Here is an 18738-nt window from a genome sequence, read left to right on the forward strand (position 1 = left end):
GCGCGGAGCACCTGGCAACCCTGCCAGCGGGAGACCGGCGTGGCGCCCCGGCTCAGGAAGGGCGCAGGCGGGCCCGGCGCGCCTTGCGGTCCGTCTCGTACGCCTCCCGGGCCGTCCGCGTGGCCGCCACCGTGGACACCTCGGCGACCGGCACGTCCCACCACGCCCCGCCGTCCGGCCCCGGCTCCATCGGGTCCGTCGCGACGTACACGACGGTCGTCCGGTCCGCCGCCTTCGCCGCGGCCAGCGCGGCGCGCAGCTCGGCCATGGTGCCGGCCCGGATCACCTCGGCGCCGAGGCTCGCCGCGTTCGCCGCGAGGTCGACCGGCAGCGGGTCGCCCGCCCGGTCCCGGTAGGCGGTGCCGAGCCGCTGCGCGCCGACGCTCTCCGACAACCGGCCGATCGAGGCGAAGCCCTGGTTGTCGACCAGCACCACGACCAGTTTGACGCCCTCGGCGACGGCGGTGACGAGTTCGCTGGGCAGCATCAGGTAGGAGCCGTCGCCGACCAGGACGAACACCTCCCGCTCCGGTGCGGCCAGCTTCACCCCGATGCCGCCGGGGATCTCGTAACCCATGCAGGAGTAGCCGTACTCGACGTGGTAGGCCTTCGGGTCGGTGCTGCGCCACAGCTTGTGCAGGTCGCCCGGCATCGACCCGGCCGCGCAGACCACGACGTCGCGGGGGCCGGCCGCGTCGTTGACCGCGCCGATCACCGCCGCCTGGGTCGGCGCGGCGTCCGGCGCGACGTCCCGGGCGCGGTCCACCGCGACCGTCCACCGGGCGGCCAGCTCCGCCACCGTCGACCGGTACGCGGTCGGGGTGGCCCAGTCGCCGCAGGCGGCGGCCAGCGCGGTCAGGCTCTCCCGGGCGTCGCCGACCACCTGCGTGCCGGAGAGCTTGGCCGCGTCGAAGCCGGTGATGTTGAGGTTGACGAACCGGGCGTCGCCGAAGAGGGTGCCGGAGGCGGTGGTGAAGTCGCTGTACCGGGTGCCGACCCCGATGACCAGGTCGGCGTCGGCGGCGACCGCGTTGGCGGCGGACGTGCCGGTCACCCCGACCGCGCCGAGGCAGAGCGGATGGTCGTCCGGCAGCGCGCCCTTGCCCGCCTGGGTCACCACCACGGGTACGCCGTGCCGCTCGGCGAACTCCCGCAGCGCCTCGGTGGCCCGGCTGTAGATCACCCCGCCGCCGGCCACCAGCACCGGCCGGCGGGCCGCGGTGACCAGCCGGGCGGCCCGCCGTACCGCCGCGTCGTCCGGCCGCGGCCGGGGCACGTGCCAGGTGCGCTCGGCGAACAGCTCCTCCGGCCAGTCATACGCCTCGGCCTGCACGTCCTGCGGCAGGGCGAGGGTGACCGCGCCGGTCTCCACCGGGTCGGTGAGCACCCGCATCGCTGCGAGCAGGGCCGCCGGCAACTGCTCGGGCCGGTTGATCCGGTCCCAGTAGCGGGAGACCGGGCGCAGCGCGTCGGTGACGCTGACGTCGTACGAGCGGGGGTCCTCCAACTCCTGCAGCACCGGGCTGGCCGGCCGGGCGGCGAAGATGTCGCCGGGCAGCAGCAGCACCGGCAGCCGGTTGATGGTCGCCCCGGCGGCGCCGGTGACCAGGTTGGTGGCACCCGGCCCGATGGAGGTGGTGCAGGCCAGGGTGCTGAGCCGGTCGGTCATCCGGGCGTACGCGGCGGCGGTGTGCACCATGCCCTGCTCGTTGCGGCACAACCGGTACGGCAGGTCGACCCCCGCTCCGGCGAGGGCTTCGCCGAGGCCGGCGACGTTGCCGTGCCCGAAGATGCCGAAGCAGGCCGGGATGAGCCGTTGCCGCCGGCCGTCGCGTTCGGACCACTGCCGGGCCAGGAACGTCACCAGCGCCTGCGCCACCGTCAGTCTGGGCATCGGTCGCCTCCCGCCCGGGTCAGCGGCAGCCGCGGGTCGGCCGGCTGCCCGACCCAACTGTCCCGGATCCAGCCGTGCCGCGGATCGTCCACGAACGCCATGCTGCGCACCGGACCGGGGCCGGCCAGCACGTTCAGGTAGTAGAGGTGGTGGCCGGGCGGGGCCATCGACGGCCCGTGGTAGCCGTGCGGGACCAGCACCACGTCCCCGGTGCGCACCTCCGCGAGCACGTCGATCGGCCGCTCGGCGGTGCCGTAGACCCGCTGGTAGCCGACCGCCCCGCCGTCGCCGGGCGGGCCACCGGCCACCTCGAAGTAGTAGATCTCCTCCAGCCGCGCCTCGACCCGGCCGTCGTCGTGCACCCGGTCGTCCTCGTGCTTGTGCGGCGGGTACGACGACCAGTTCCCGTCGGGGGTGAGCACTTCGACGGCCACGAGGCGGTCGCAGTCGAAGACCTCCGGCGCGCAGAAGTTGTTGACCTGCCGGCTGGCCGACCCGGCCCCGCGCAGCTCCACCGGCACGTCCCGGGCCGCGCCGTAGCGGGGGGACAACCGGCGCCGGGCCCGGGCGGACGGCAGGGCGAACCGCCCCTGCCCCTCGACGGTGACGGTGGCGTCCCGGGGCAGGTAGGCGAAGTCGGTGACCGCGGCGAACACCGACGGCCGCCCGGCCAGCACCAGGCTGACCCCGTCACAGTGCACGGTGGCGGACCCGGCGAGGGGCAGGACCAGCATCTCCTCGTCGCCGGTGGCGAAGGTGAGCGTCCCGCCGGCCGGCAACTCCAGCACCCGCAGTCCCGCGTACGTCCAGCCGGCCCGCTCCGGGGTGACCTCCAGCGCCCAGGGCTCCCGGGCAGTCGACCCCCACGGCAGGTGAGAGCTCATGCCTGCTGCCTCGTGGGCAGCAGCGAGTGGGCCAGGTCGACGGCGGCGGCCACGTCGTCGTCCGGCGGGTAGAGCAGCGCCCGGCCGACCACCAGGCCGCGCACGCCGGGCACCCGCAGCGCCCGCTGCCAGCGGGCGTAGACCACGTCGGGGGCCTCGGTCGGATCGCCGCCGAGCAGCAGCACGGGCAGCGTGGTCGCCGCCATCACCCGGTCCATCTCGTCGATCGCCGGCAGCTTCAACCAGGTGTACGCGGAGGTGGTGCCCAGCGCCTGCCCGACGCTCACGCTCTTGATCACCGCCTCGGGGCTCAGGTCGACGGTGACCCGACCGCCGGCACGGCCGACCCACAGCGGCTCCACCATGGCCACGGTGCGGCGGGCGGCGAGCGCACTGACCGCCCGGGCGCAGGCCTGCAGGGTGGAGGCGGTGCCGTGGTCCTCGGGGTCGATGCGGCAGAGCATCTTGCCGCCGTCGTAACCCATCGCGGCGATGCTGTCGGCGTCGTACGCGGTGAACCGGTCGTCCAGTTCGAACGCGGCGCCGGAGAGGCCCCCGCGGTTCATCGAGCCGATCGCCAGCCGGTCCTCCAGCGCGCCGAGCAGCAGCAGGTCCTCCAGGATGTCCGGGGTGCCGAGCACCCCGTCGACCCCGGGGCGGGACAGGGCGAGGCGCAGCCGGTCGAGCAGGTCGGCCCGCCCGGCCATGGCCATCGGCCGGTCCCGGACGCCGAGGGCGGCCCGGGCTGGGTGGTCGGCGGCGATGACGAACAGCGGCCGGTCGTGGTCGGGCCACGGGCGGCGGGTACGCCGGGCGGCGGCCTCGGCGATCGCCTGCGGCCGGTGCGCGCGGGTGAGGGTCAGTGCCTCGTACTCGGTGCTCACCGCTCTCCTTCCGTCGCTGGGGCCGGCTGTGCGCGGGCCGCCAACGCCTCGGTCTCGGCCTCGTCGGGCATGGCGGACGAGCAGGCCAGCCGGGAGGCGACGACGGCCCCGGCCGCGTTGGCGAACCGCAGGGTCTGTGCCAGGGGCCAGCCGCGCAGCAGGCCCAGGCAGAGCGCGCCGCCGAAGGCGTCCCCGGCGCCGAGGCCGTTGACCACCTCCACCGGCACCGGCGGCACCCGGACCGTCTCGTCGCCGGTGCTGGCGAGCACGCCCTCCGGCCCGAGCTTGACCACGGCCAGCCGGGGCCCGCGGTCCAGCAGCAACCGGGCGGCGTGTTCGGGGTCCCGGCTGCCGACCGCCACCTCGACCTCGTCGAGATTGCCGACGGCGACGGTGACGTGCGGCAGCGCCTCGGCGTACGCGGCGGTGGCGGCGGCCGGGTCCGGCCAGAACATCGGCCGGTAGTCCAGGTCCAGGATGGTGTGTGGCGTGCCGGAGCGGGCGGCCAGCGCGGTGGTGTGCGCGTCCCGGCTGGGTCGCTGGCACAGTCCGGTGCCGGTGAGCCAGAGGATCCGCGCGGTGGTGATCGCGTCGAGGTCCAGCTCGTCGGGGTGGATCTGCAGGTCGGGTGCGGTGGGCGTGCGGTAGAACCAGATCGGGAAGTGGTCCGGGGGAAAGATCTCGCAGAAGGTCACCGGGGTGGGCAGCCCGGCGACGGGGCGTACCTGGGTGTCGTCGACGCCGAAGTCGCGCAGCGCCCGGTGCACGTACTCGCCGAACGCGTCGGCGCCGGTGCGGGTGACCACTCCGGCGCGCAGCCCGTACCGGGCGGCGGCGACCGCGACGTTGGTGGCGCTGCCGCCGAGGAACTTGCCGAACGTCTCGACCTCGGCCAGCGGCGTGGCGATCTGGAGTGGATAGATGTCCACCCCGACCCGGCCGATGGTGAGCACGTCGAGCATGCGGCGTCCTTCCGCCGGGCCGGCGACGGCGTGCCCGCCGGCTCGTACCTGGTCATTGATTGGTAACAGTGGCCGCGAGTTGTGTCAATGTGTTGTCCTGACATCCGCAAGACTCTGCTCCGTGACCGCTTCGGTACAGTGACGCCCATCCCCATGCCCCGACCCCGGCATCCGTGACGAGGAGGTCCACCGTGACCGGCCCCGAGATCGTCGTCGACCGGAGCAGCCCGGTCCCGCTCTACTTCCAGGTCGCCGAGCAGTTCGCGGCCGCGATCCAGCGCGGCGACCTGGTGCCCGGCGACCGGCTGGACAGCGAGTTGCAGCTCGCCGACCGGCTGGGACTGTCCCGCCCCACCGTCCGGCAGGCCATCCAGCATCTGGTCGACAAGGGGTTGATCGTGCGCCGGCGCGGCGTCGGCACCCAGGTCGTGCGCGGTGAGGTCCGTCGTGGGGTGGAGCTGACCAGCCTGCACGACGACCTGGCCCGCACCGGGCGGCAACCGTCCACCTCGGTGCTGGAGTTGGCCACCGTGGAGTGCCCGGCGAAGGTCGCCGCCGCGTTGGGGGTGGCCGCCGGCAGCCCGGTGCAGCACCTGCGCCGGCTGCGGTTCGCCGACGGCGAGCCCCTCGCCGTGATGGAGAACTGGCTGCCGCCGGCCCCGGTCCGGCTCTCCCTGGAGGCGCTGCAGTCCCGGGGCCTCTACGCCATCCTGCGCGCGGCTGGCGTCCGGGTCCGCAGCGCCCACCAGCGGATCGGCGCGCGGGCGGCCACCGCAGCCGAGGCGCAGATGCTCGGCGAGCGGCGCAACGCCCCGCTGCTGACCATGTCCCGCACCGCGTACGACGACGAGGGCCGGCACGTCGAGCACGGTGAGCACATCTACCGCGCCTCCCGGTACGCGCTGGAGGTGACCGTCGCCGAGCGGTGACGGTGGATGTTTCGCGTCGATTTCGGTGACAGGTATTTACGTCGTCAGGCTGTCATGACATTGTGGCCGACAAGCACCGCCGGCATCGACCTGCGGCCGGCCGGCGACCCGCGAGTCTCTTCGAAGTCACCTCTTGCGAAGGGAACAGCCCATGTCAGTCACGCCGAAACGCGTCACGGGCGTGCTCGCCGCGCTCACCGCCGTCACCCTCACCGCCACCGCCTGTGGTGGCTCCGACGGACCGGCCGGCAAGGACGCCAAGAACATCACCCTCACCATCGCCTCCAACGCCATCGTCGGGGGCAAGAACTCCTCCGGCGCCGAGTGGATCCAGAACTGGGTCATCCCCAAGTTCGTCGAGGCCCAGAAGGCCAAGGGCGTCACCGCCAAGGTGTCGTTCGTGCCCAGCGGCGTCGACGACGAGCAGTACAAGACCAAACTGGCCCTGGACCTGCGCTCCAAGGGCGGCGCCGACGTGATGTCGATCGACGGCATCTGGGTCGGCGAGTTCGTCCAGGCCGGCTACCTCAAGCCGCTGTCCGAGGTGGCCGGTGACGCCGACAAGTGGGACGGCTGGTCCCAGATCCCGGAGAGCGTGCAGGGCCTGGGCACGTTCGAGGACAAGAAGTACGGCATCCCGCAGGGCACCGACGGCCGGGTGCTCTACTACAACAAGAAGCTCTTCGCCCAGGCCGGGCTGCCCGCCGACTGGCAGCCGAAGAGCTGGCAGGAGATCCTCGACGCCGGCACCAAGCTGAAGGCGCTGCCGGGGGTCACCCCGATCCAGATCAACGCCGGCACGGCGATGGGTGAGGCGACCACCATGCAGGGCGCGTTGCCGCTGCTGGCCGGTGCCGGCGGGGAGATCTGGAAGGACGGCAAGTGGGCCGGCGCCAACCAGCCGGTCAAGGACGTGCTCGACTTCTACACCAAGGTCTACGGTGGCGGCCTCGGCGACCCGAAGCTGCAGCAGGAGGCCAAGGGTCGGGACAAGTCCTTCGAGGAGTTCGCCGCCGGCAAGATCGGCATCCTGGCCGAGGGCGACTACTTCTGGCGCAGCGTCATCAACCCGAAGGACGGCACGGCCAAGATGGCCGACCGGGACAGCACCGTCGGGTACGCGATGATCCCGGCCAAGCAGCCCGGCGCGGGCATCCGGGGTCAGGACTTCGTCAGCATGTCCGGCGGCGGCGTCGACGTGCTCAACCCGAACTCGAAGTACCCGTCCCAGGCGTTCGAGCTGCTGGCCTTCATGCACTCGGCGGAGGCCACCAAGGCCCAGCTCGCCGGGGCGGCACGGATCACCTCCCGGACCGACGTCAACAAGGAGGTCCTCGCCGGCGACCCGATGCTCAACTTCGTCGCCGAGAAGGTGCTGCCGCTGACCGCGTACCGGCCGCCGCTGGCGGTCTACCCGCAGGTCTCGGTGGCACTGCAGGAGGCGACCGCGGCCGCGGCGTCGGGCAAGAGCGCCGACGAGGCGGCCTCGGCGTACCAGAAGAAGGTCGAGGGGATCGTCGGTGGTCCAGGTAACGTCTCGTCCTGACGAGACGGTCAGGGGAGCGCGCCCGGAAACGGGCGCCTCCCCGGCCCCCGACGCCGCCGGGCTGGGCCGGGCCGGGGCCGCCGGGTTCCTCGTCCCGAGCATGGTGCTCATCCTGCTCTTCCTGGTGCTGCCGGCGGCGTGGACGATCTACCTCGGCGTCACCAACTACCGGCTCACCGGCCTGGCCGCGGCCCACCCCGAGGTCGTCGGCCTCGACAACTACGCCAAGGCCCTCGGCGACGAGCGGTTCCGCAGCTCGCTGCTGCTGACCCTGCAGTTCGTGCTCGGCTCCGCGGTGATCGGGCAGGCCGGCCTCGGCTTCGCGATCGCCTTCGCGCTGCGCGACCGGCGCGGGCCGCTGCGCCGGGTGGTCGAGGCGTTCGTGCTGCTGTCCTGGATCCTGCCCAGCTCGGTGGTCGCCTTCCTGTGGATCGCCCTGCTGGACCGGGACGCCGGCACGCTCAACGCGCTGCTGCACACGCCCGGCATGGCCTGGCTGCTCGACCACCCGATGCTGTCGATCATCATCTTCAACACCTGGCGGGGCACCGCGTTCTCGATGATGCTCTACGCCGCCGCGCTGGAGAACGTGCCCCGCTCGCACCTGGAGACCGCCCGGCTCGCCGGCGCCTCCACCTGGCAGCAGCTGCGCGACGTGGTGTTCCCGCGCATCCGGGGTCACGTGCTGACCAACCTGCTGCTGATCAGCCTCTGGACGTTCAACGACTTCACGCCGTTCCTGATCACCGCGGGCGGCCCCGAGCAGCGCTCGGAGATCCTCGCGGTCTACGTCTACAAGGTGGCGCTCTCCGGCGGCGAGCTGGGCTTCGGCGCCGCCATCTCGTTCATCATGCTGCTGATCAACCTGGTCATCGCGCTGATCTACCTGCGCATGCTGGGCCGCCGGAAGGAGCGGGCATGAGCGAGCGTCAGCAAGCGAATCATCAGCGCAGCGCCTTGGTGCCTCATGGCGGCACGGAACGAAGTGGAGTGCCGGCATGAGTGCCGTGACGGAGCACGCCCGCACCGACCAGGCGGCCCGGGCGGCGACCCGCCACGTGCTGGCCCGCATCGGCCGGTACGTCTTCCTCTGCCTCGTGCTCGCCTTCTTTGCCCTGCCGCTGCTGTGGCTGGCCACCGCCCCGTTCGACGACACCCCGACCATCGGCATCTCGCTGCCGCGCTTCACCCTCGACAACTTCCGCACTCTGCTGGACAACCCGTACGCGCTGACCTCCCTGGTCAACTCGGTCTGGCTGGCCGGCGGCACCGCGTTGCTGGTGGTGGTGTTCGCCGCGCTGGCCGCGTACGCGCTCAGCCGGGTCCGGGTGCCCGGCCGCGGCGCGCTGCTCTACGGCCTGCTGCTGCTGTCCTCGATCGTCACCGGCACCGCCACCATGGTGCCGCTGTTCGAGCTGGCGTTCCGGCTGAACCTGATCGACTCCCGGCTCGGCGTGATCCTGGTCCTCACCGGCGGCCTGCTGCCGGCGGCGATCTTCATCCTCAAGGACTTCATGGACGCCACCCCCACCTCGTACGAGGAGTCGGCGCGGGTGTTCGGCGCCAGCCCGCTGCAGATCATGCGGCACATCGTGGTGCCGATGGTGCGGCCCGGCCTGGCCACCGTCGGCGTGTGGGCGGTGGCCAACGTGTGGGGCAACTTCCTGGTGCCGTTCCTGCTGCTGCGCGGCCCGGACAAGGCGCCCGCCGCGGTGATCATGTACACCCTCTACACCGAGGGCGGCCAGGCCGACCTGCGGCTGCTCTCCACGTTCTCGCTGCTCTACTCGCTGCCGGTGGCGCTGATGTTCGTCTTCGTCTCCAGCCGGTACGGCTTCCGCTTCCACGGAGGGATCAAGCGCTGATGTCCGCCATCACCCTGCGCGAGCTGACCAAGGTCTACCCCAACGGGGTACGCGCCCTGGACGCCCTCGATCTGGAGATCGCCGACGGCGAGTTCTTCGCCCTGCTCGGCCCGTCCGGCTGCGGCAAGACCACCCTGCTGCGCACCATCGCCGGCCTGGAAGTCGCCTCCGGGGGCAGCGTGCGCATCGGCGAGCGGGCGGTGACGAACCTGCCGCCGGGGCAGCGGGACGTGGCCATGGTGTTCCAGGACTATGCGCTCTTCCCGCACATGACCGTGCGGGACAACATCGCGTACCCGCTGCGGATCAAGAAGGTCGGCCGCGCGGCCCGGCACGACAAGGCCGCCGGCACCGCCGACGAGCTGGGCCTGTCCGCCCTGCTGGACCGCCGGCCCGGGCAGCTCTCCGGCGGCCAGCAGCAGCGCGTCGCGCTGGCCCGGGCGATGGCCTGCCACCCGCAGGTCTTCCTGCTCGACGAGCCCCTGTCCAACCTGGACGCCCGGCTGCGGCTGGAGGCGCGCACCTTCCTCAAGCGGCTGCAACGCGAACTGGGCGTCACCACCGTCTTCGTCACCCACGACCAGGCCGAGGCGCTCGCCCTGGCCGACCGGATCGCGGTGATGGAGGGCGGCCGGATCCGCCAGGTCGGCACCCCCACGGAGGTGTTCCGCCGCCCGGCCAACACCTTCGTCGCCGGGTTCATCGGCTCCACCCCGATGAACCTCGTCCCGGCCCGGGTGTCCGGCGACGAACTCGCCGTCGCCGGCGCACGGCTTTCGGTGCCCGAGGAGGTCCGCGGCCAGCTCGCCGACGCGGAGGACGTGGTCTACGGCGTCCGGCCGGAGTACCTCGACTACTCCTCCGAGCCGGCGCCCGGCGCGCTCACCGGCCGGGTCGTCGTGGTGGAGAACCTGGGCAGCTTCTCCCTGGTGTCGCTGGACCTGCCCGCCGGGGACGACGCGACCACCAGCGTGCAGGTGGTGGTGCCGGAGGGACGCGAGCCCCAGCCCGGCGACACCGGCTGGGTGGTCCCCCGCCCCGGCCGCTCCCTGGTCTACCGGGACGGCGAACTGGTCGCCGACACGGCCGCGCCACCGGTGCCGGCACCGCGTACCGGCGTCGCGGCGGACGCCTGACCATGGCCACCCACCGGGGCACCTGGACGCTGCGGGACCGCGCGGAGAGCATCATGCGGGCCCTGCCGGTCACCGTGCCGCCGGGCACCGCCGCGCTCACCGTACGACTCGAGCACCCCCGCGAGGCGGGGGTGCTCGACCTCGGCTGCCTCGGGCCGGCCGGTTTCCGCGGCTGGTCCGGTGGCGCCCGCGACGAGTACACCGTCGCCGCCGACTGGGCCACCCCCGGCTACCTGCCGGGCGAGCTGGAACCCGGCGAGTGGCAGGTGCTGCTGCGGCTGCACCGCATCCCGCCCGACGGGCTGCCGTACGAGGTCACCGCCAGCACGAGCAGCACCCCACCCGCTCCCCCGGCCGCCGTCCCCGCGCCGCCCCGGCCGGACCGCCCGCCGCGCCCGCAGCTGCCGAAGGTGGACGGGATGCGGTGGCTCGCCGGTGACCTGCACGCGCACACCGTGCACAGCGACGGCGTGTCCACCGTGAACGAGCTGGCCGCGCTCGCCGTCTCCCGCGGCCTGGACTTCCTCGCCGTCACCGACCACAACACGGTCAGCCACCACCCGCACCTGCCCGCGGCGGCCGGCCGGTACGGCATCACCCTGGTGCCCGGGCAGGAGGTCACCACCGACCGGGGGCACGCCAACGTCTTCGGGCCGGTGGGCTGGATCGACTTCCGGGAGCCGGCCGACCACTGGCTGACCGCCGCGGAACGGGCCGGCGGGCTGATGTCGGTCAACCACCCACTCGGCGGCGACTGCGCCTGGCGGCAGCCACTGGCCACCCGGACCCGGCTCGCCGAGGTGTGGCACTCCGGCTGGTGGGACCGCACCTGGGGCGCCCCGCTCGCCTGGGCGCAGGCGTGGCGGCCGGACGTCGTACCGGTCGGGGGCAGCGACTTCCACCGGCCCGGCGACGACGGGCTGCCCGGCGCCCCGACCACCTGGGTCCTCGCCGACGGCGACCCGACCGACGAGGCCACGATCCGCGCCGCCCTGGCCGCCGGCCGTACCGCGATCTCCGCCAGCCCCGACGCGCCCCTGCTGCTGCGCCTCGGCGACGAACTGCTGGCCCTCGGCGCGGACGGCGCGCTGCTCGGCTACCCGGACGGTCGGCACCGGGTCGTCCACGGCGACCGGTGCCGGCTGCCGGCCGGCGACGGACTGCACGTCCTGGAGTCCCACCGCATGGAGGTGATCGCGCTGTGCAGCTGAGCGGACGGACCAGAGTGGCCGGAGCGCCGGTCAACTACGGCATCTACCAGCCGACCGACCCCGAGGTCGGCCCCGAGGACCTGCTCGCCGCGCTGGCGGCGGACGGCTACGCCGGGGTGGACTCCGGCCCGATCGGCTACCTCGGCACCGGCGAGACGCTGGACCGGCGGCTCGCCGCGACCGGGATCGGGCTGGCCGGCGGCTGGGTCGACCTGCGCTTCACCGACCCGGACGGCTTCGCCGCGGACCTGGCCCAACTCGACGCGGCGCTGGACGTGTTCACCGGCGTCACCGTGGACGACGAGCGGTTCGCGCCCCGCCCGACCCTGGCCTGCCCGGGCGACCCGGCCCGGATGGCCCGCCCCGGCACCCCACCCGACCTGGCCGCCGCACTGCCGGCCAGCGCCTGGCCGGACTTCGCCGCCCGGGTGCAGCAGGCCGTCGACCGCTGCCGCGACCGGGGGCTGGAGCCGGTGTTCCACTACCACCTGGGCACCCTGGTGGAGACCGAGGCGGAGGCCGACCGGCTGCTGGAACTCACCGACGTGAAGATCTGCCTGGACACCGGGCACCTGGCCCTCGCCGGCGGCGACCCGGTCGCGGCGGCCCGCAAGTGGGCAGGGCGGATCGGCCAGGTGCACCTCAAGGGCGCCGACCTGGGCGTGCACCGGCGGGTCCGGGACGCCGGCGGCGGCCTGACCGAGGTGGTCGCGGCCGGCGGCTTCTGCGCCCTGGACGCCGGTGACGTCGACCTCGCCGCAGTGCTGCGCGAGCTGGACCAGACCGGCTACACCGGCTGGCTGGTGATCGAGCAGGACGCGCCCGCGCAGGGCCGGGACCTGGACCAGATCCGCGCCGACCAGCACACCAACCTGCGCCGGCTCGAGGCGGCACTGCGATGACCGAGCCGGGGAAGCGGATCCGGATCGCGGTGGCCGGGCTGGGCGTCATCGCCCGTACCGTGCACCTGCCGCTGCTGCAACGCCGCGCCGACCTGTTCGACCTGGTCGCGCTCAGCGACCTGTCGCCGACCCGGCTGGCCGAACTCGGCGACCGGTACGGCGTCGAGCCGGCCCGCCGGCACACCGACGCGACGGCGATGGTGGACGCGGGCGGCTGCGACGCGGTCCTGCTGGCCACCTCCGGCTCGCACGGCGCGCTGGCCGCGTCGGCGCTGCGCCAGGGACTGCCGGTGCTCTGCGAGAAACCGCTGGCCTACACCCTCGCCGAGGCGGACCGGCTGACCGGGACCGACGCCGGGCTGATGGTCGGCTACATGAAGCAGTACGACCCGGCGGTCGCCGAGGCCGCCCGGCTGCTGGACGCCATCGGCGGCGCGGCGGCGGTGCACGCGGTCGAGGTGAGCGTGCTGCACGCCGCCGGGGAGCAGCAGCTCGCCTTCGCCAACCTGCCCCCGGCGCCCCGGGACCTGCCGGCCGCGACGGTGGCCCGGCTGCGGGCCGCCGACGAGCGGCTGCTCGACGCGGCGGTGGGCGCCGACCCCGGTGCCCGCACCCTCTACCAGATCCTGATCAACAGCATCTCGCACGACCTGTCCCTGCTGCGGCTGTTCACCGGGGCACCGGCCACCGTGGACCACGTGTCGACCTGGCCGCTGCCGGACGGGCCGGCCGAGCCGTCGGTGGAGATCGCCGGCCGGCTCGCCTCCGGCGGCCGGTACGGCATCCGCTGGCTCAACCTGCCCGACGTCCCGGCCTACCGGGAGACGGTCACCCTGCACCACGCCCGGGGCGCCCTGGAACTGGTCTTCCCGTCGCCGTACCTGCTCAACGCGCCGACCACGCTGACCGCGGTGGACCGGCACGACGGCGGCGAGCGGCGGGCGACGTTCCGGTCGGTGACCGAGGCGTTCGAGCAGGAACTGGTCGCCTTCCACGCGATGGTGACCGCGGGCGCGCGCCCGCTGACCGGCGTCGCCGAGGGCGCCGCCGACCTACGCACCAGCCAACAGGTGGTACGCCGCTACGGGGAACTGACCGGCGCGGCGATCGGCGGAGAGGCGGGCAACTGATGCCGACGGAGATCATCGTGGTGCCGCACACCCACTGGGACCGGGAGTGGTACGAGCCGTTCCAGCGGTTCCGGCTGCGCCTGGTGGCCCTGCTCGACGACGTGTTCGACCGGATGGCGACCGACGAGCGGCAACGGTTCACCCTCGACGGCCAGCTCGCCGCCGTCGACGACTACCTGGAGGTCCGCCCCGAACGCCGGGCGCAGGTCGAGGCGCTGGTGCGGGCCGGGCGGCTGGCGATCGGGCCCTGGCAGATCCTGCTCGACGAGTTCCTCTGCTCCGGCGAGAACATCGTCCGCAACTTGGAACGCGGCCTGGCCCGCAGCGCCGAGCTGGGCGGTGCCATGCCGGTCGGCTACCTGCCCGACATGTTCGGCCACATCGCCCAGATGCCGCAGCTCCTCACGGGCGCGGGCCTGGCGCACGCCTGCGTGTTCCGGGGCGTGCCGGAGCGGGTGCGCTCGCACACCTTCGCCTGGCGCTCCCCGGACGGCACCACGATCCGCACCGAGTACCTGCCCGGCGGCTACGGCAACGCGGCCGGCCTGATGGACGACCCGGCGCTGGTCACCCGCCGAGCCGCCGACCTGGCCGAGCGGCTCACCGGCTGGCGGCCCGACGGCGTCGACACCCCGGTGCTGGCCATGTACGGCACCGACCACGCCGCGCCCGCGCCGGACGCCCCGGACCGGCTGGCCGCCGCCGCGCTCGACGGGGTACGCCTGCGGCTGGGCACCCTCGCCGAGTACTTCGCCACCCAACCCACCACCGTGGACGGCCTGCCCGTGGTGGCCGGCGAGCTGCGCTCGCACGCCCGGGCGAACATCCTGCCCGGCGTCATCTCCGTCCGCGCCCACCTGAAGCAGGCGATGGGCCGGGCCGAGCGGCGGGTCGAACGGTACGCCGAACCCCTCGCCGCGCTCTTCGGCGACCCGTCCACGCAGCGCTTCCTCGACATGGCGTGGACCCGGTTGATCGACGCGAGCTGCCACGACTCGGTGACCGGCTGCGGCTGCGACGAGACCGCCGAGCAGGTGGCCGCCCGGCTGGCCGAGGCGGACCAGCTCGGCCGGGCGGTCTGCGACCTGGTCGGGGCGCGGCTGGCCGCCGGCGTGCCGCGCGACGGCCACCTGGTGTTCAATCCCACCCCGGCGGCCCGCACCGCCCTGGTCCGGCTGGACGTCGAGGCCCCGGCGGACGGGCCGGTCGGCCTGGTCGACGCCACCGGCGCGGTGGTACCCGCCCAGGTCCTCGACCGGGCCCGCACGCTGCTCGCCGACGACCTGGTGCCGGCGAGCGAGCTGCCGGCGATCCTCACCCGGGTGCACGGCACCGAGCTGTACGGGCAGGAGATCACCACCTGGTCGGTGTCGCCCGCCGACGCCACGCTCACCTTCCACGTGGCCCGGCACGGCGACCCGACCTTCGACGTGGCGGACGTGAAGCTGGCGCTCGCCGAGGCGGCCGGCCCGGACCGGTGGCGGGTCCGCATCGTCGCCGCGCCACGGGTGACCGTCGCCGCGCCGGTCACCGTGCCGGCGCTCGGCCTCGCCGCGGTCCGGCCGGTGCCCCTGCCCGAGCCGGCCGCGGTGACGGCGACGCCGGTCACCGTCACCGGTCGGACCGTCGACAACGGGCTGCTGCGGGTCGAGGTGGCCGAGGACGGCACGCTGCGGCTGTCCACCCCGGACGGGTTGAACGTCGACGGGGTCGGCCGGCTGGTCGACGGCGGCGACGTCGGGGACAGCTACAACTACGCCCCGCCGGCCGCCGACGAGCTGGTCGACAAGCCCCGGGCGGTGCGCACGGTGGTGGTGCACGACGGCCCGGTGGTCGCCGTGCTCGACGTGGTCCGTGAGTACCGCTGGCCGGTCGGCGCCGACGTGGACGCCGGCTCGCGCCGGGTGGAGCGGGAGACCAGCGTCGTCACCACCCGGGTGGAGATCCGGGCCGGCGAGCCGTTCGCCCGGATGCGGCTCGACTTCGACAACCGCTGCGACGACCACCGGGTACGGCTGCACCTGCCGCTGCCGTCCCCGGCCCGCTCGTCGTACGCCGAGGGGCAGTTCGCGGTCGTCGAGCGGGGGTTGACCGCCGAGGGCGGCGGTGGCGAGGTGCCGCTGCCGACGTTCCCCGCGAACGGGTTCGTCGCCGCCGGTGGCGGCCAGGGGTCCCTCGCCGTCCTGCTGACCCAGCCCACCGAGTACGAGCTGACCGACTCCGGCCGGGAAGTGGCGGTCACCGTGCTGCGGTCGATCGGGATGCTGTCGCGCAACCGGCACGCCCTGCGCGACGAGCCCGCCGGCCCGCAGCTGCCCACGCCGCAGGCACAGTGCCGGGGCGCGCGCAGCGTCGAGCTAGCCGTGCTGCCGTTCCGGGGCGACTGGGACTCCGCCGGGGTGGCGGTTGCGGCCGAGGCGTACCGGCACGGGCTGCTGCCCTTCCGGGGCGGCGGCGACCCGTCGGCCGGGCTGCCCGAGCCGGTGACCGGGCTGGCGGTCGGCGGGAACGGCGTCACGCTGACCAGCGCCCGGGACCGCGACGGCCACCTCGAACTGCGGGTGGTGGCCAGCCGGGACACCGAGGCGGTCGTCACCGCCGGCCGGGGCGTACGCGCGGCGTGCCGCGCCGACCTGCGCGGCCGGCCGGGCGAGGCGCTGCCCGTCGACGACGGCGGGCGGGTCCGGCTGCCGCTGCGGGCGTGGGAGATCGCCACGGTCCAGCTCGACCAGGGCTGAGGTGGGGTGTGGGCCGGGTCCTGCCCCGGCCCTCAGGTCGCCGGGGTGACCGCGCGCAGCCAGGCCTGGGCGATCAGCGCGTGCCCGAACGGGGTGGGGTGCACCCCGTCGCGGGTCCACACCCGCTCGTCCACGCCGGCGGCCTGGAACAGCTCGTCCACCGCGACCAGGGTCGCGTCGAACTCGGCGGCCAGCCGGCGCACCACGTCGACCTTCGGGTCGAGGTCCTCCCGCCAGCGGCGCTGCTCGTCGTCGAGCGGGACGAGGAAGGGCTCGACCAGGACGATCCGCGCGCCCGCCCGGCGGGTGGATTCCAGGATGTGCCGGTAGTCGCGGGCGAAGTCGGCGGCGCTGGTGGGGTCGTCCCGGTCGTACCGGCGCCACATGTCGTTGACGCCGACGAGGATCGACACCACGGTCGGGGTGAGGGCCAGGCAGTCGGTCGCCCAGCGGGCACGCAGGTCGCGTACCCGGTCGCCGCCGATGCCACGGTTGACGAAGCCGACCCGGTGGCCCGGATGGCGGGCGGTGAACCAGGCGCCGGCCATCATCGCGTACCCGGTGCCGAGGTCGTCGCCGCAGGTCCGGTCCCGGCCGGCGTCGGTGATGCTGTCGCCGATGAAGAGCACCCGGCCGCCGTGCGGCACCTCCACGGTCATCGGTTCCGTCCCCTCCCCGCTCGACGCCTTCCATGATCATGCCTTAGCGGGCCGGACGTCCGGCGGCCGACTCCCGTCCGGTCCGCCGCGAAATTTTCTCCGTCCGGCCGTTGCGTTCCGCCGGTTGACGCCGATCAAGCATTCGTGGCAATGCGGCGGGCAGGGTGTGAAAACCGCCCCAAGTTGACCTTGGCCGTTGCTATCAGCCCACAACGGTGGTTGACTCCCCCACCATGCCAGAGCCGATCATCACGGACAGGCCGGTAATTTCGTGAAGAGCACCGACATCACCCCAGCAGCCTCGGCGGGGCACCGCCGGGCCACCTGGCGGCAGCGGGCGGCGCGCTGGTTGGACCCGACGGTCGCCCAGTGGGCCGCCGCCCCACCGGAGACCCCCGAACCCCCGCCGCCGCCCGAGGAGCGCCCCGGCCCCTGGCCCGCCATCTGCGAGCAGTTCGCCATGCGGATCCTCGCCTCGGCCTACCAGATGGGCTCCCACGTCGAGGCCGTCGAGTCCGACGAGCAGGACCCCGAACGTCTCGAACGCCTCTACCGCATCGACCACGCGAACACCCGCATCCGCCGGCACGCCGAGAACCTCCAGGTCCTGCTGGGCCGCCGGGTCGAGGACGCCGACCCGCAGACCGTCACCCTGGTCGACGTGGTCCGGGCGGCCACCTCGGCCGTCGAGCACTACCCCCGCATCCGGGTTGGCCACGTGGTCGACCTGGCGGTGGTCGAATTCGCCGCCGACGACGTGATCCGGGTGCTCACCGAACTGCTCGACAACGCCACCCGGTTCTCCCCGCCCACCTCCCCGGTGATCGTCTCCGGTTTCATCACCGAGGACGGCAGCGTCCTGCTGCGCATCGAGGACGCCGGGGTGGGCGTCCACCCGGACCACCTGAGCCAGCTCAACGCACTGCTCGGCGGCGCGTCGCTCGCCCCGGTCACCCTCGACCCGGCCACCCACCTCGGGCTCGCCGTGGTGGCCCACCTGGCGCTCGCCCACCGGCTGCGGGTCACCCTCACCAACCGGCCCTCCGGCGGCACCACGGCGACCGTGCTGGTCCCCGGCGCGCTGCTCTGCGAGATCCCCACTGCGCCGGACCCGGCCGCCGGGGCCGCCTGGCTGGCGCCGCCCGGTCCGGACCCGGCCGCCGCCGGGTGGCCGACGTCGCCCGGTCCGGGACCGGCCGGCACTCCCACCCCGCCGCCGGCCTGGCCGCCACCGGCCACCACCGATCCCTGGAGTACGCCGATGGCCGCCGCGCCGGACAGCACTGACTCGCCGACGGTTCCGCTGCACACGCTCGGCGGACCGTCCGCCCCGCCCCAGCCGGCCACCGGCCTGCCCCGACGGGTGCCGGAGAGCGTCCGCGACCAGCTTCCGCGGCCCCGCCCGCCCGCGGATCCCGGCGCCGGTTCCCCGCCCGAGGCGTGGCCGGACGAGACGGCGGCCTTCGAGGCCGGCGTCGGCGACGCCCGCACCCCCACCGACGACGAAGGACGGCAGCGATGACCCACGCGTACCCCGGCACCGGCACGGCGACCAACGGCTCCGGGCTGCCGGACTGCGCCTGGCTGATCCGGCAGTTCGCCGAGGACACGCCCGGGGTGAGCCACGCGATGCTGGTGTCGCTGGACGGCCTGCAGCTCGCCGCCTCGCACGGGGTCGGCCGCGACCTCGGCGACCAGCTCGCCGCGCTGACCGCCGGCCTGCTCAGCATGGCCGACCGCAGCGCCGCCCTGCTCGACCTCGGCGCCTCCGAGTACCTGACCGTCCGGCTGCCGCGCGGGCACCTGCTGTTCATGCGGGTCGGCGAGTCGGCCGGCCTGGCCGTCGCCGCCGCCCCCGGCTGCGACCTGCGGATCATCTCCTACCGGATGACCCAGTTCGTGGGCGCGGTGTGGCACGCCCTCACCCCGGCCGTCCGGCACGAGCTGCACCGGATGACCGCCAGCCAGCCCCGCTGACCCGGCCGAAGGAAGCTGATC

Annotated in this window: 16 protein-coding genes; 11 read left to right on the forward strand and 5 right to left on the reverse strand. The window is 74.3% G+C overall.

Going from position 1 to position 18738, the window contains the following annotated elements:
- Positions 1-52: 52 nt before the first annotated feature.
- From iolD to iolC, 4 genes are read right to left on the reverse strand one after another with little or no spacing between them, the layout of a single operon-like run.
- Positions 53-1894, reverse strand: a complete 1842-nt coding sequence (gene iolD / locus ACZ6S5_RS02865) for a 3D-(3,5/4)-trihydroxycyclohexane-1,2-dione acylhydrolase (decyclizing) (protein ID WP_465997093.1) — start codon at positions 1892-1894, stop codon at positions 53-55.
- Positions 1882-2778 (reverse strand): 5-deoxy-glucuronate isomerase, encoded by an 897-nt coding sequence (gene iolB / locus ACZ6S5_RS02870; RefSeq protein WP_465997095.1) that lies wholly within the window; start codon positions 2776-2778, stop codon positions 1882-1884. Before iolB ends, iolD begins: the two co-directional genes overlap by 13 nt.
- A complete protein-coding gene (locus ACZ6S5_RS02875) occupies positions 2775-3662 on the reverse strand; it encodes a Cgl0159 family (beta/alpha)8-fold protein (protein WP_465997097.1) in 888 nt (295 codons plus the stop codon). Before ACZ6S5_RS02875 ends, iolB begins: the two co-directional genes overlap by 4 nt.
- Positions 3659-4624: a 5-dehydro-2-deoxygluconokinase gene (gene iolC, locus ACZ6S5_RS02880; protein WP_465997098.1), complete on the reverse strand. Its 966-nt coding sequence runs from the start codon at positions 4622-4624 to the stop codon at positions 3659-3661. Before iolC ends, ACZ6S5_RS02875 begins: the two co-directional genes overlap by 4 nt.
- Before the next feature lie 191 nt (positions 4625-4815).
- On the opposite strand from iolC, the gene ACZ6S5_RS02885 reads away from it, so the two are divergent.
- The 9 genes from ACZ6S5_RS02885 to ACZ6S5_RS02925 all read left to right on the forward strand — a co-directional run bounded on the left by ACZ6S5_RS02885 (position 4816) and on the right by ACZ6S5_RS02925 (position 16081).
- The gene (locus ACZ6S5_RS02885) at positions 4816-5553 is read left to right on the forward strand and encodes a GntR family transcriptional regulator (protein ID WP_465997099.1); all 738 of its coding nucleotides are present in this window, start codon (positions 4816-4818) and stop codon (positions 5551-5553) included.
- 151 nt (positions 5554-5704) lie between these two features.
- Entirely contained in the window at positions 5705-7099 is a 1395-nt protein-coding gene (locus tag ACZ6S5_RS02890; RefSeq protein ID WP_465997101.1) for an extracellular solute-binding protein, read from the forward strand.
- Positions 7074-8021, forward strand: a complete 948-nt coding sequence (locus tag ACZ6S5_RS02895) for a carbohydrate ABC transporter permease (RefSeq protein WP_465997103.1) — start codon at positions 7074-7076, stop codon at positions 8019-8021. The genes ACZ6S5_RS02890 and ACZ6S5_RS02895 overlap by 26 nt, the downstream gene beginning before the upstream one ends.
- A gap of 76 nt (positions 8022-8097) precedes the next feature.
- Positions 8098-8964, forward strand: a complete 867-nt coding sequence (locus ACZ6S5_RS02900) for a carbohydrate ABC transporter permease (RefSeq protein WP_465997104.1) — start codon at positions 8098-8100, stop codon at positions 8962-8964.
- Positions 8964-10100, forward strand: coding sequence for an ABC transporter ATP-binding protein (locus tag ACZ6S5_RS02905; RefSeq protein ID WP_465997106.1), 1137 nt, complete (start codon positions 8964-8966; stop codon positions 10098-10100). The genes ACZ6S5_RS02900 and ACZ6S5_RS02905 overlap by 1 nt, the downstream gene beginning before the upstream one ends.
- 2 nt (positions 10101-10102) lie before the next feature.
- Positions 10103-11311 carry a CehA/McbA family metallohydrolase gene (locus ACZ6S5_RS02910; protein WP_465997108.1) on the forward strand — a complete coding sequence of 403 codons (1209 nt, stop codon included), beginning with the start codon at positions 10103-10105 and terminating at the stop codon, positions 11309-11311.
- Complete coding sequence (locus tag ACZ6S5_RS02915) at positions 11302-12213, forward strand: sugar phosphate isomerase/epimerase family protein (protein ID WP_465997110.1); 912 nt, start codon at positions 11302-11304, stop codon at positions 12211-12213. Before ACZ6S5_RS02910 ends, ACZ6S5_RS02915 begins: the two co-directional genes overlap by 10 nt.
- Complete coding sequence (locus tag ACZ6S5_RS02920) at positions 12210-13343, forward strand: Gfo/Idh/MocA family protein (RefSeq protein WP_465997112.1); 1134 nt, start codon at positions 12210-12212, stop codon at positions 13341-13343. Before ACZ6S5_RS02915 ends, ACZ6S5_RS02920 begins: the two co-directional genes overlap by 4 nt.
- Positions 13343-16081 carry a glycoside hydrolase family 38 N-terminal domain-containing protein gene (locus ACZ6S5_RS02925; protein WP_465997114.1) on the forward strand — a complete coding sequence of 913 codons (2739 nt, stop codon included), beginning with the start codon at positions 13343-13345 and terminating at the stop codon, positions 16079-16081. Before ACZ6S5_RS02920 ends, ACZ6S5_RS02925 begins: the two co-directional genes overlap by 1 nt.
- A 32-nt stretch (positions 16082-16113) precedes the next feature.
- Here the strand turns inward: ACZ6S5_RS02925 and ACZ6S5_RS02930 are convergent, their stop codons facing one another.
- Positions 16114-16740: an SGNH/GDSL hydrolase family protein gene (locus tag ACZ6S5_RS02930; protein WP_465997116.1), complete on the reverse strand. Its 627-nt coding sequence runs from the start codon at positions 16738-16740 to the stop codon at positions 16114-16116.
- A gap of 271 nt (positions 16741-17011) precedes the next feature.
- Between ACZ6S5_RS02930 and ACZ6S5_RS02935 the strand changes: the two genes are divergently transcribed.
- Together ACZ6S5_RS02935 and ACZ6S5_RS02940 are read left to right on the forward strand one after the other, a co-directional pair.
- Complete coding sequence (locus ACZ6S5_RS02935; protein WP_465997118.1) at positions 17012-18262, forward strand: sensor histidine kinase; 1251 nt, start codon at positions 17012-17014, stop codon at positions 18260-18262.
- Positions 18259-18717 (forward strand): roadblock/LC7 domain-containing protein, encoded by a 459-nt coding sequence (locus tag ACZ6S5_RS02940; RefSeq protein WP_465997120.1) that lies wholly within the window; start codon positions 18259-18261, stop codon positions 18715-18717. Before ACZ6S5_RS02935 ends, ACZ6S5_RS02940 begins: the two co-directional genes overlap by 4 nt.
- Positions 18718-18738: the final 21 nt, after the last annotated feature.

This window comes from Micromonospora sp. NPDC051924 (genome assembly GCF_055586005.1).

Bases quoted from the DNA above. Each gene is read 5' to 3' on its own strand.
- iolD (WP_465997093.1), bottom strand. From the start codon at position 1,894: ATGCCCAGACTGACGGTGGCGCAGGCGCTGGTGACGTTCCTGGCCCGG.
- iolB (WP_465997095.1), bottom strand. From the start codon at position 2,778: ATGAGCTCTCACCTGCCGTGGGGGTCGACTGCCCGGGAGCCCTGGGCG.
- iolC (WP_465997098.1), bottom strand. From the start codon at position 4,624: ATGCTCGACGTGCTCACCATCGGCCGGGTCGGGGTGGACATCTATCCA.
- ACZ6S5_RS02890 (WP_465997101.1), top strand. From the start codon at position 5,705: ATGTCAGTCACGCCGAAACGCGTCACGGGCGTGCTCGCCGCGCTCACC.
- ACZ6S5_RS02900 (WP_465997104.1), top strand. From the start codon at position 8,098: ATGAGTGCCGTGACGGAGCACGCCCGCACCGACCAGGCGGCCCGGGCG.
- ACZ6S5_RS02905 (WP_465997106.1), top strand. From the start codon at position 8,964: ATGTCCGCCATCACCCTGCGCGAGCTGACCAAGGTCTACCCCAACGGG.
- ACZ6S5_RS02910 (WP_465997108.1), top strand. From the start codon at position 10,103: ATGGCCACCCACCGGGGCACCTGGACGCTGCGGGACCGCGCGGAGAGC.
- ACZ6S5_RS02920 (WP_465997112.1), top strand. From the start codon at position 12,210: ATGACCGAGCCGGGGAAGCGGATCCGGATCGCGGTGGCCGGGCTGGGC.
- ACZ6S5_RS02925 (WP_465997114.1), top strand. From the start codon at position 13,343: ATGCCGACGGAGATCATCGTGGTGCCGCACACCCACTGGGACCGGGAG.
- ACZ6S5_RS02930 (WP_465997116.1), bottom strand. From the start codon at position 16,740: ATGACCGTGGAGGTGCCGCACGGCGGCCGGGTGCTCTTCATCGGCGAC.
- ACZ6S5_RS02940 (WP_465997120.1), top strand. From the start codon at position 18,259: ATGACCCACGCGTACCCCGGCACCGGCACGGCGACCAACGGCTCCGGG.